General features: G+C 54.9%; 12 protein-coding genes and 1 other RNA gene. 9 read left to right on the plus strand and 4 right to left on the minus strand.

Features of this window, described 5'->3' with window-relative positions; translation table 11 throughout:
* The first annotated feature begins 35 nt into the window (after positions 1–35).
* The 6 genes from V8L73_RS06350 to amtB all read left to right on the plus strand — a co-directional run bounded on the left by V8L73_RS06350 (position 36) and on the right by amtB (position 6,798).
* Positions 36–503, plus strand: coding sequence for an Lrp/AsnC family transcriptional regulator (locus tag V8L73_RS06350; RefSeq protein ID WP_027275207.1), 468 nt, complete (start codon positions 36–38; stop codon positions 501–503).
* 127 nt (positions 504–630) lie between these two features.
* The gene (locus tag V8L73_RS06355; protein ID WP_347254414.1) at positions 631–2,370 is read left to right on the plus strand and encodes a SmdA family multidrug ABC transporter permease/ATP-binding protein; all 1,740 of its coding nucleotides are present in this window, start codon (positions 631–633) and stop codon (positions 2,368–2,370) included.
* Positions 2,363–4,153 carry a SmdB family multidrug efflux ABC transporter permease/ATP-binding protein gene (locus V8L73_RS06360; RefSeq protein WP_347254415.1) on the plus strand — a complete coding sequence of 597 codons (1,791 nt, stop codon included), beginning with the start codon at positions 2,363–2,365 and terminating at the stop codon, positions 4,151–4,153. The genes V8L73_RS06355 and V8L73_RS06360 overlap by 8 nt, the downstream gene beginning before the upstream one ends.
* A gap of 420 nt (positions 4,154–4,573) precedes the next feature.
* Positions 4,574–4,789: a hypothetical protein gene (locus V8L73_RS06365; RefSeq protein ID WP_027275210.1), complete on the plus strand. Its 216-nt coding sequence runs from the start codon at positions 4,574–4,576 to the stop codon at positions 4,787–4,789.
* 347 nt (positions 4,790–5,136) lie between these two features.
* On the plus strand, positions 5,137–5,475 hold the full coding sequence (glnK, locus tag V8L73_RS06370) for a P-II family nitrogen regulator (protein WP_027275211.1): 339 nt from the start codon (positions 5,137–5,139) through the stop codon (positions 5,473–5,475).
* Positions 5,476–5,514: 39 nt separating this feature from the next.
* Entirely contained in the window at positions 5,515–6,798 is a 1,284-nt protein-coding gene (gene amtB / locus V8L73_RS06375; protein ID WP_027275212.1) for an ammonium transporter AmtB, read from the plus strand.
* A gap of 76 nt (positions 6,799–6,874) precedes the next feature.
* Here the strand turns inward: amtB and tesB are convergent, their stop codons facing one another.
* Entirely contained in the window at positions 6,875–7,753 is an 879-nt protein-coding gene (tesB, locus tag V8L73_RS06380; protein ID WP_027275213.1) for an acyl-CoA thioesterase II, read from the minus strand.
* 257 nt (positions 7,754–8,010) lie between these two features.
* Between tesB and V8L73_RS06385 the strand changes: the two genes are divergently transcribed.
* Positions 8,011–8,430, plus strand: coding sequence for a YbaY family lipoprotein (locus V8L73_RS06385; protein WP_261831476.1), 420 nt, complete (start codon positions 8,011–8,013; stop codon positions 8,428–8,430).
* 33 nt (positions 8,431–8,463) lie between these two features.
* Here V8L73_RS06385 and V8L73_RS06390 read toward each other — a convergent pair whose 3' ends face one another.
* The gene (locus V8L73_RS06390; RefSeq protein ID WP_027275215.1) at positions 8,464–8,784 is read right to left on the minus strand and encodes an MGMT family protein; all 321 of its coding nucleotides are present in this window, start codon (positions 8,782–8,784) and stop codon (positions 8,464–8,466) included.
* 161 nt (positions 8,785–8,945) lie between these two features.
* Between V8L73_RS06390 and ffs the strand changes: the two genes are divergently transcribed.
* Positions 8,946–9,042, plus strand: an RNA gene (gene ffs, locus V8L73_RS06395) — signal recognition particle sRNA small type.
* A 31-nt stretch (positions 9,043–9,073) separates the two neighbouring features.
* Here the strand turns inward: ffs and V8L73_RS06400 are convergent.
* Positions 9,074–10,168 carry a nickel/cobalt efflux protein RcnA gene (locus V8L73_RS06400; protein ID WP_347254416.1) on the minus strand — a complete coding sequence of 365 codons (1,095 nt, stop codon included), beginning with the start codon at positions 10,166–10,168 and terminating at the stop codon, positions 9,074–9,076.
* Positions 10,169–10,287: 119 nt separating this feature from the next.
* Between V8L73_RS06400 and rcnR the strand changes: the two genes are divergently transcribed.
* Positions 10,288–10,560, plus strand: coding sequence for a Ni(II)/Co(II)-binding transcriptional repressor RcnR (rcnR, locus tag V8L73_RS06405; RefSeq protein ID WP_027275217.1), 273 nt, complete (start codon positions 10,288–10,290; stop codon positions 10,558–10,560).
* Between the two features lie 35 nt (positions 10,561–10,595).
* On the opposite strand, the gene mbfA is transcribed toward rcnR, so the two are convergent.
* Positions 10,596–11,552 carry an iron exporter MbfA gene (gene mbfA / locus V8L73_RS06410; protein ID WP_027275218.1) on the minus strand — a complete coding sequence of 319 codons (957 nt, stop codon included), beginning with the start codon at positions 11,550–11,552 and terminating at the stop codon, positions 10,596–10,598.
* Positions 11,553–11,622 lie beyond the last annotated feature (70 nt).

Raw genomic sequence — 11,622 nt, forward strand, 5'->3', positions numbered from 1 at the left:
CTAAATGAGAGAAATTTTTTCTCTTTGGTGCCGAAATGCTAGATAAAATTGATAGAAAGCTGCTGGAGATGCTGCAACGAGACTGCACGCTGTCTCTTCAGGCGTTGGCCGATAAGGTGAATCTGACCTCAACGCCCTGCTGGAAGCGGTTAAAGCGCCTGGAAGACGAAGGTTTTATCCGTCATCGAGTCGCCCTGTTGGATGCCGAGAAGCTGGGCGTTGGGCTGACGGCGTTTGTTTTGATAAAGACCCAGCACCACAGCAGCGAGTGGTACCAAACCTTCGTTGATCGGGTCAGCGATATGCCGGAAGTCATGGCGTTTTACCGCATGGCCGGCGAGTACGACTACCTGATGCGCGTGCAGATAGCCGACATGAAGAGCTACGATCGCTTCTATAAGCGTCTGGTTAACAGCGTTAGCGGGCTAAGCGACGTGACGTCAAGCTTCGCTATGGAAGAGATTAAGTTTACTACCTGCCTGCCGATGGATGAGTCTAAATGAGAAATTGTTTCATTTAGATGTGATAAAAGTGGTATCCTTGCCGGCTTTACTAGTCTGAAAATTCTATCCAATGGCCTAGGCCATCAGTATCGTCCAGCAAATAAATACAGCGAATACAACAAATACCGTGAAACTGTTTTCCCAATTGCGTTGGTTCTTCGTTCAGGAATGGAAACGCTATGTTGGCGCCGTAGCGCTGCTGACGCTGATAGCCATGCTTCAATTGCTGCCGCCAAGGCTGGTAGGCATCGTCGTTGACGGCATAACGCATCGGGAAATGGGCGTTGGTACGCTGCTGATGTGGGTTGGCGCGATTATTTTCACGGCGATAGTCATTTATCTGCTGCGCTACGTGTGGCGTATCTTGCTATTCGGCGCTTCTTATCTGCTGGCCGTCAGGCTTAGGCGGCAGCTTTACCAGCAGCTTAGCCGCCAGTATCCCGATTTTTACCTTCGCCATCGCACCGGAGACCTGATCGCCCGCGCGACGAACGACGTCGACAGAGTGGTGTTTGCGGCCGGAGAGGGCGTACTGACGCTGGTTGATTCGCTGGTGATGGGATGCGCAGTGCTGGTGGTGATGAGCAGCCAGATCAGCTGGCAGCTGACGCTGTTCTCCCTGCTGCCGATGCCGATTATGGCGATATTTATCAAGCGCTACGGTGAGGAGCTACACCAGCGCTTTCGCGCGGCTCAGGCGGCGTTTTCTTCCCTTAACGATAAGACGCAGGAAAGCCTGACCAGCATTCGCATGATTAAGGCCTTCGGGCTGGAAGAGTATCAGTCCAGCGCGTTTGCCGACGTGGCGGCCGACGCCGGGCAAAAGAATATGCGGGTTGCGCGAATTGACGCCCGTTTCGACCCTACTATTTATCTGGCTGTGGCCTGCGCCAACATGCTGGCGGTCGGCGGCGGCAGCTGGATGGTCATTCATAACCATATGACGCTCGGTCAGCTAACCAGCTTTATGATGTATCTGGGGCTGATGATTTGGCCGATGCTGGCGCTGGCGTGGATGTTTAACATCGTTGAACGCGGCAGTGCCGCTTATGGCCGGGTCGCCGCACTGCTGCAGGAGCCTCCGGGCGTGAGCGACGGAGAGCGGTCTCTGCCAAACGGCCGGGGAACGCTGGCGTTGGACGTACGCCGCTTTTCTTATTCCGGCTCGGAGCGCATCGCGCTGGAAGACGTCAGGGTGCGGTTGGAGCCTGGAAAAACGCTCGGCCTATGCGGCCCGATCGGCTCCGGAAAAAGTACGCTGTTGGCCCTCATCCAGCGGCAGTTTGACGTTACCGACGGCGAAATTGTTTTTCACGATATACCTCTGAATCAGGTCAAGCTTGCACAGTGGCAGGCCAGGCTGTCCATTGTCAGCCAGACGCCGTTTCTGTTTTCTGCAAGCGTCGCGGAAAACATTGCGCTCGGCAGGCCGGATGCGACTCAGGAAGAGATTGAGCACGCCGCTGCGTTAGCCTGCGTGCATGAAGACATACTCAATTTCCCTCAAGGCTATGAAACCGAGGTTGGAGAACGGGGCGTGATGCTGTCCGGCGGGCAGAAGCAGCGTATTGCCATCGCCCGCGCCCTGTTAATCGACAGCGAAATACTGATCCTGGACGACGCGCTGTCCGCCGTGGACGGGCGTACGGAATATCAGATTCTGCAAAACTTGCGCCAGTGGGGGCAGGAGCGAACGCTTATCATCAGCGCCCATCGCCTGTCCGGGCTGGTGAATGCCGGAGAAATTCTCGTTTTACAGGACGGCGCCGTTGCGCAGCGGGGAACTCACGCAGAGCTTATCGAGCAAGAGGGCTGGTATCGCAACATGTATCGCTATCAGCAGCTGGAGGCCGCGCTGGATGAGTAACGTAGCGCCAACGCCGCGCCCGCCGTTTCGCCATATATGGCCGACGTTAAAACGCCTGCTTTCCTACGGTTTGCCCTATAAGCGCCCTCTGTCGCTGGCGGCGCTGCTGCTGTGGCTGGCCGCTGGCGCAGAGGTATGCGGCCCGGCGCTGATTAGCTACTTTATCGACGATATGGTGGCAAAAAACCAGATGCCGATGGACAAGGTCGCTTTGCTAGCGGCGGCGTTTTTGCTGTTACAGGTTCTGGCTGCAACCCTACGCTACAATCAGGCCCTGTTGTTTAACCGCGCAGCGGTAGGCGTGGTGCAAAGCGTTCGCAGCGACGTAATGGCCGCTGCATTAAAACAGCCGCTTTCGGTGTTTGACACTCAGCCGGTCGGGCAGCTTATTTCCCGCGTGACCAATGATACGGAAGTGATTAAAGATCTCTACGTGACGGTAGTCGCCACGCTTCTTCGCAGCGCGGCGTTGATAAGCGCGATGCTGATTGCGATGTTTAGCCTGAGCTGGCGGATGGCGCTTATCGCCATGATTATTTTCCCCGTAGTTCTAGTTTTGATGCTCCTTTACCAGCGCTTCAGCACGCCGGTTATCCGTCAGGTAAGAAGCCTGCTGGCCGACATCAACAACGGTTTTAACGAAGCCATTAGCGGAATGACGGTGTTGCAGCAGTTTGGGCAGCAAAAGCGCTTTGGTGAACGGCTGGAAGAGGTTAATCAGGCTCACTATCGCATGCGCCTGAAATCGCTCAGGCTTGAGAGCCTGTTGTTGCGCCCGCTGCTGAGCCTGATATCTGCGACCATATTGAGCGGGCTGCTGTTGACGTTTGGGCTAAGCCCAGAGGGCAGCATTGGCGTCGGCGTGCTTTATGCCTTTATCAACTACCTTTCTCGTCTGAATGAGCCGCTAATTGAGCTGGCCTCTCAGCAGGCCATGTTGCAGCAGGCCGTGGTGGCCGGCGAGCGCATCTTTGAGCTGATGGACGGCGAACGGCAGCGTTATGGTGATGACGACAGGCCGCTGTCCTCCGGCGAAATTGCCGTTTGTGGCCTGAACTTTGCCTATAATGCGGAAAAGCCAGTGCTTAAAGACGTTAACCTGTCTATTCCTTCTCGCCACTTTGTGGCGCTGGTAGGGCATACCGGCAGCGGAAAAAGCACGCTGGCCCACCTGCTGATGGGATATTACCCTATATACGAGGGGATGATTAAGCTTGACGGCAGACCGCTTGCGAGCCTGAGCCACCGCACGCTTCGCGACGGTGTGGCGATGGTGCAGCAGGACCCGATCGTGCTGGCCGATACGGTTTACGCCAACGTAGCGCTGGGGCGGGAGGTCAGCGAGTCTCGCGTGTGGGAGGTATTGGAACTGGCGCAGCTGGGCGATTTAGTGAGAAAGCTGCCTCAGGGGCTCAATACGGTATTAGGCGAGCAGGGCAACAATCTTTCCGTAGGCCAAAAGCAGCTGCTGGCTTTGGCCAGAGTGCTGATAAAAACGCCGCAGGTGCTGATCTTGGATGAAGCGACGGCCAATATCGACTCGGGGACCGAGCGGGCCATTCATCGTGCGCTGAACGCGATTAGGCATCGCACGACGCTGGTCGTTATTGCCCACAGGCTTTCTACCATCGTCGACGCCGACAGCATCGTGGTGCTAAATCGCGGTGAAGTGGTTGAATCCGGTACTCACGCCCAGCTGTTGGAAAATAAGGGACGTTATTATCAAATGCACCAGCTGCAGCTGGCGGCAACGGCGCTGGATGAGCCGGCCTTTACGGCGTGAGAGAACGAGATAACTGCACGTTTTCAATGCCTTTTCTATACAAGTTAAAAAATAAATTATCGACAAAGTATAATCGTTGTTACAATTTGAGTGTTTTATGAGCAACGCTTTTTCTTTTATTTTCAAATAATAACTAAAGGCAGAGGCACGTCAGGTTATGCCAACGATCGTTTTTAAGTACCGCTACGACGTAAATGATTTCGTTATTCATTGAATTTTATTATTTTTTATTCCTCAATAAACGCAGTCTTTATCTTACAAATTATTTACATCGAAATTACTTTATTTTGACCCTCTCTGACAGTCCGAGCGCTATTCTCTATTTCAGATTTAACGAAAACGTATGTGGCGCTAAATCAGACGTTAGCGCGGGAGAAATCCCGCGTCGCAAACAAAACATATTCCCTTGAGGATAAATCCATGAAAAAGCTGTTACCGTTAGCCGTTGCTTCACTGTTCGTTCTGTCCAGTTCCGTCTTCGCTGCGGAAACCGCCACCGCTCCGGCCGCTGAAGGCCAGCAAGCGGCCCAGCACAAGACGGCAGATAAAACCAAGCAGCATAAAAAACACGCCAAGAAAAAAGCCGAAGCTCAAAAACCTGCCCAGCAGGAAGCACAGCAGCCCGCCGCGAAGTAGTTCGCGAATGGGCGTCTAAGCCCTATGCGTTTCTAGCGTCCTGAACAAAACCCGGCCTCTGTCGCCGGGTTTTTTACGTGCACCGTTTCGGTGCCTGCACGAAAAACAACGCACGCCGTTGGCGCATTGTTCTTGCCTTACCGCGGTCATTCAAAAAATAAAACGTTCCCCTCCGTGATTGTTTGATTAATAAACACAAAAGTTATCAATTTGTTATATGTTCGGCATTCTCCTTTCTGTCTTTGCCAACGTTAGCGCTCTCCCATGCTGGCACGCAAATTGCTCATCTTCTTATGACGGGCGAGATTCCGTCGGGAGGTGGTTTCTTAATTTAGGGGGAGAGAGCGATGAAACTGGTAACCGTCATTATAAAACCCTTCAAGCTGGAGGACGTCAGGGAGGCGCTATCGTCTATCGGCATTCAAGGGTTAACCGTCACTGAAGTTAAGGGATTCGGCCGTCAGAAAGGCCATGCGGAGCTTTACCGCGGCGCGGAGTACAGCGTCAACTTTCTACCAAAAGTAAAGATTGATATTGCGATGACGGACGAGCAGGTGGATAACGCCATCGCCGCCATTACTGAAGCAGCCTATACGGGCAAGATCGGCGATGGAAAAATTTTTGTAACCGAACTACAGCGGGTAGTACGCATTCGCACCGGCGAAACGGACGAAGGCGCGTTGTGATATCGGTCCGTCAGCATCATTTTGGAAGGGGAGAAGGCAATGAAACGATATTTATCCCGTACTGCGGTCGGCCTCTTGATTCTGCTGCCCGGCGTTGCGGCGGCGCAGACCGCAGCAGATAAGGCGGATAACGCCTTTATGATGATAAGCACCGCAATGGTGCTGTTTATGAGCATTCCCGGCATTGCGCTGTTTTACGGCGGCCTGCTGCGGGCGAAAAACGTACTTTCTTTGCTGACCCAGGTCATTGCGACCTTCTCTTTAGTCAGCGTTTTGTGGGTGGTTTACGGCTATAGCCTGGCCTTTGGCGAAGGCAACGACATTATTGGCAACCTGAGCGGCGTGATGCTTAAGGACGTTCAGCTTACTGACGTCACCGGAACCTTTTATAAGCTTATTCACGTGGCGTTTCAGGGCTCATTTGCCTGTATCACCGTGGGGCTCATCGTCGGGGGATTCGCCGAGCGGATCCGATTTTCGGCGGTGCTGCTTTTTGTCCTGATTTGGTTCACGCTGGCTTACGTACCGATGGCGCACATGGTGTGGGGCGGCGGCTACCTGTTTAAATTAGGGGCCATTGACTTTGCGGGCGGCACGGTGGTGCACATCAACGCAGCTATTGCGGCGCTGGTAGGCGCTTACATGCTGGGTAAACGCAAGGGTATCGGCCGCGAGGCGTTTAAGCCGCACAGCCTGCCGATGGTGTTTGTCGGCACGGCCATCCTCTACATCGGCTGGTTCGGCTTTAACGCCGGCTCCGCTAGCAGCGCTAACGAAATCGCCGCTTTGGCCTTTATCAACACCGTGATTGCGACGGCGGGCGCCGTGCTGGGCTGGCTCGGGGCCGAGTGGGCTTTGCGCGGTAAGCCCTCACTTCTGGGCGCCTGCTCGGGCTGCATTGCAGGGCTGGTGGCTATCACTCCCGCTGCCGGGTCCGTCGGCATCGGCGGCGCGCTGGTGCTGGGTGTCGTAGCCGGAATTGCCGGACTTTGGGGCGTCGTGGTGCTTAAGTCCTGGCTTAAGGCCGACGACACCTGTGACGTCTTCGGCGTACACGGCGTCTGCGGGATCGTTGGCTGCATCGGTACGGGCATTCTGACGTCGGCGGCGCTGGGCGGAACGGGCTATGCCGAGGGCGTGACGATGCTTAAACAGGTTGGCGTGCAGGCGGCAAGCGTGGTGGTGTGCCTGCTGTGGTCGGGCATCGTGGCTCTCGTAGCCTATAAGGTGGCCGACATCTGTTTGGGGCTGCGGGTTTCGGAAGAGACGGAACGGGAGGGGCTGGACATCAACAGCCACGGAGAAAGCGCTTACAACCCGTAACGTATTTCGGACTTTCCCCATGGCCCCGAGCGTCTTGCCCGGGGTCATTTTTATATTTAACGCAATGCGGGAGGATTTACTCGAATTCGTCTTCCTGATGGAGGCGGATTACCCCTTCCTGCGCGGTAGAGGCGACCAGCAGGCCCTGACGAGTAAAGAACTGCCCGCGAACAAAGCCGCGCGCGCCGCTGGCCGAGGGGCTGTCGACGGCGTAAAGCAGCCAGTCGTCAAAGCGGAACGGACGGTGGAACCAGATAGAGTGATCGATAGTGGCTACTTGCATACCCGGCTGGAACAGCGCCGCGCCGTGAGGTTGAAGCGCGGTTAGCAGAAAGTGAAAGTCGGAGGCGTAGCCCAACAGGTATTTATGAACGCCCGGGTCATCCGGCATCGCGCCGTTAGCCTTAAACCACGCGTATCTGACCGGCTTGTCGATTTCCGCTTTGTGCAGCGGGTAAAACTTCACCGGCCGGATTTCAATCGGCATCTCCTGGCAGAACGGGCTATTAAGCCCCCCCGGCAGCAGGTGGGCCATCTTCCTGGCGATTTCCGTCTCGGAAATAAGCGATTCCGGCGTCGGTACGTCTGGCATAGGGAAAGCCTGATGGTCAAAGCCAGACTCGCTGCTTTGAAAAGAGGCCGTCATATAAAACAGGTTTTGCTCATTTTGATAGGCGCTTACTCGGCGGGTACTGAAGCTGTTGCCGTCGCGAATGATTTCAACCTCGTAGTCAACGGGCTGATTGCCGTCGCCGGGGCGCAGAAAATAGCAGTGGCAGGAGTGAGTGCGCCTGTCGGGCGGAATGGTCTGCTTGGCGGCGGAGAGGGCCTGCCCGATAACCTGACCGCCAAACAGCTGCTTTAGGCCAAGATTCTGGCTCCGACCGCGAAACCGCGTTTCGCCTATTTTTTCCAAATGCAGCAGTGTCAGTAGATTCTGTAAAACGTCACTCATTGAGGCCTAATCCCGTGTAATGCTAAATCGCGTCGATTTTTAGTATAACAATCCAGACGTTAAGTCTAGCGCGATTTATCTTCGTCAGGGAATGCTATCGTGGATTTAAAACCAACGCTTCAGTGTTTAATGATGGTTTAGCCTGCCTAATTGAATAAAAAAATCATTTTCTGACGTTAGTTTAGACGGGTTAACTGAAATTTTACGTTTTTTACGCTATAGTTAAGGCTGTAACCTGATGTAACAAGGAGATTGATATGCATTTTTTAAAGGTGTTAAGCGGTGCGGCATTGGCCGTAGCCCTGGTGGGCTGTAGCGCGGGAGACCAGACGTCCAATAGTCAGGATCCGCAGGTTTCCGGCTCTGTCGCCTATCGCGAACGCATGGCGCTGCCGGCGGATGCGAACGTAACCGTTTCGCTTGTCGATATTTCCCTTGCAGATGCGCCGGCAAAGGTTATTTCTACGGTTACCTTCCCCGCTAAAGGGAAGCAGGTGCCGTTTAACTTCTCTCTTCCCTATAAGCCAGAGCAGGTAACAGGGGCGCAGAGAGTTTCTCTGTTCGCGACGATTTCCGTAGACGGTAAGCTGCTTTATACCTCAACGGAGGTCAATGAAGTGTTGACCAACGGCAATCCCGCCCAGCGCGACGTAGTGCTGGAACGCGTTCAGCATTAATCCTCTGAACGACGTACGGCGCGGCTGCGGAGCTTAGGGCTCCGTCAGCCAGCCGTATTTTTTGAAGCTAACGCGTCCGCTTTGGCTAAACAGTATTCCCTCCGCCAGCAGCGCGTCCCGCTGACGAATATAGTCCGGCCCGGTAAGCGAAATTTTCCCCTGAGAGTTAATCACCCTAAACCACGGCAGCCTGCTGTCTTTAGGTAGCCGACTCAGCAGCGTGCCGACGTGGCGCGCATAGCCAGGAAAGCCCGCCAGGCGTGCGATGCTGCCGTAAGTAGTGACTTTTCCTTCCGGAATAGAGGCGACGACGGTATAAACCTGGACGGGAAACGAAGGCTCGTCAAACTCCATGCTGGGCGTTCCTTATGCGCGCTAATGAATAGCGGCTATTCTGACGCTCTTGGGGCATTTGGGCAAGAAAGCGGCGCTTGCGTGGCGGCGGCTTGCAATTACGGCCTGCATGCCGGATAATGCCATCCGCTCCGGTTCTCCGGGGCCGTCAATGGGGGCTCTGTTGGTTCTCCCGCAACGCTAACCTGTGAACTCGGTCAGGTCCGGAAGGAAGCAGCCGCAGCAGGCGTCGCGTGTGCCGGGATGTAGCTGGCAGGGCCCCCACCCATTTTGACCTTCGGCTCGCGGTTTATCCCATAAGCCCCAGATAGCCGTGGATCCCCATATATACCCCAACGATGCCAATCAGCGCGCTTGAAAAATAGGGCGCCCGGCGGGCAATCGTATTAAAGCCGCTCCAGCGCTTCGCCGCCTGCCTTACGCTAACGGCGGCGCCCACGCCGACGGCGACCAGCGTAATCGCAAGTCCGATGCTGAATGACACCACGAGGGTAGCCCCCAGCGTTAACGCCTTAATCTGAATACAGATAAGCAGGATCGTCACGGCGGCCGGGCAGGGGATAAGCCCACCCGTCAGGCCAAACAGCAGGATTTGCCCGTTGGTGACCTGCGTGCCGGTAAAGCGCCGCTTGATGTCGTTGGCGTGGGCCCGTTCGTGCGCGTCCTGATACTCTTTGGTGCCGACTTCCAGCCCTTGAAGCTCATGGTGATGATGTTCGTGGAAATCAGTTCGGTATTCGGTGATATTTCCATCGCGCTTTATTTTAAGCGAAACGGAAAACGCATGAGGCTCAGGGATCTCCTCTACTGACTCAAGAAAATTGTCTTTTTGAATAAAGCGGTAGCTTTCTTCACAACCGTCTTCGCGCCACAGCGTGAGCTCAATTTCACTCGCTGCGCTTTTTGCTTCTCCGCTCTGGTGGATTCTGAAGTGCGGGGGCTGCGACAGCTCAAAAATAGACAGTTCGAGTTGACCTCGGTCCGTTTCTATAATTTTTGATTCATCATGCTCATGCTCATGCTCAGCGGCAGCATACCAGGCCCTCTCCCCGCGCCAGGTGCGCCAGAACATCCACCCTGCGGTACCCAGAATAACAACGGCGGACAGCATCTGAAGCCAGGGCTCAACGGACTGCGCGGTAAACTTCTGGCTCACGTACATGCCGCCGAAGGCGATCAGCCAAACGATCGCCGTATGGGACAGGGTGGCGGCAAGGCCTAACATAACGGCCTGTTTGACGGTGCCTTTAACGGCGATAATAAACGCCGCCATCATCGTTTTGGAGTGGCCCGGTTCAAGGCCGTGCAGCGCGCCGAGCAGGATGGCGCTGGGGATAAAAAACCAGGCGTTTCCCTGCTGTAGCAGGGTGGTAAAGTCGCTCATGATTGCGCATCGGAAAGTGTATTGTTGTCGAATTATACTCCCCTAGGGTATATAAATACTACCCCCTAGTATACCGAGGTGATATAACAGTACGAGTCTTAACGATTAAAGAGGTGGACATGCCGCATACGGTACGCGATAAACAAAAGCTGAAGGCTAGAATCAGCCGAATTGAGGGGCAGTCGGCCGCATTAAAAAAGATGCTGGATGAACCGCACGAATGCGCGGACGTGCTCCAGCAAATTGCCGCAATTCGCGGCGCGGTCAACGGCCTGATGCACGAAGTCATAAAGGGGCATCTGCTTGAGCATATCGTTCATGAAGACGACGTAAGCAAGCGCGAAGCCGACCTCGACGTGATTCTAAAAGTGCTGGGCTCTTACGTTAAGTGAGCGACGCTCGATATTTCCACAGTGATTAAAAACGGTTAGGCGCTGCCGATAAACAGGCCGGTAGCGAATACCAGCAGGCCTCCTACCACGACCTGAAATGCCGCCTGTAAGAGGGGCGTGTCCATATACCTATTGCGGATCCAGGAGATGGCGGCCAGCTCGGCGAGCACCACGATGGCGGAAACCGTCATTGCCGTCCAGAAGTCGCTGATAAGAAAGGGCAGCGTGTGGCCAAGCCCGCCCAGCGTGGTCATTACGCCGCAGGAGGCGCCGCGAAGCCACGGGTTGCCGCGTCCGGTTAGCGAGCCGTTGTCCGAAACCGCTTCGGCAAAGGCCATCGATATCCCTGCGCCTATCGAAGCGGCCAACCCGACGAGAAAGGCCTGCCAGCTGTCCTTTGTCGCCAGCGCGGCGGCAAATACCGGGGCAAGCGTAGAAACCGAGCCGTCCATCAGACCTGCCAGCGAGGGTTGGACAATTTGCAGCACGAACAGGCGCCGCCCGGTGTTCTCTTCCTTTTCCTTGACTGAAGGGCTGACGATCTGTTGTTCGAGCTGTTCGGCTCGCTGCTGATGGCGAAACTCTTCGGCGGCTAAATCGCCCAGAAGCTGGCGTATCTGTACGCTGGTCGCTCTTTGTGCCGCCTGAGCGTAAAAGCGCTGGGTTTCCATTTCCATCACTTCTGACTGCCTGCGCACTTTATCGATGCTCAGCGGGCGGCTAAGCCAGATGGCTTTTCGTTCGACGAAGCCCTTAACGTCCTGACGGCGGATGAGGGGAATGTGGTCGCCGAACGTCTCCTTATAAAGCTTGAGCAGCCGGTGACGATGGCCGTCCTCTTCCTGCGCCATCAGAGAAAAAATTCTGGCGGAATCGGGATAGGTTTCCCGCAGCCCCTCAGCAAATTCGCGGTAGATTTTGTTGTCTTCTTCTTCGAGTGAGATAGCGAGCGCCAGAATTTCGCGTTCGGAAAGGTCGGAAAAGTTCTTCATAAGTCTTGTCCGTTTGCAGATGAGGGTATTGACTAATAGTAATCCTCCGGCTGATGGAATACCAAAAAAT

It is taken from the genome of Leminorella grimontii, assembly GCF_039789245.1.
GTDB classification, from domain to species: Bacteria; Pseudomonadota; Gammaproteobacteria; order Enterobacterales; family Enterobacteriaceae; genus Leminorella; species Leminorella grimontii.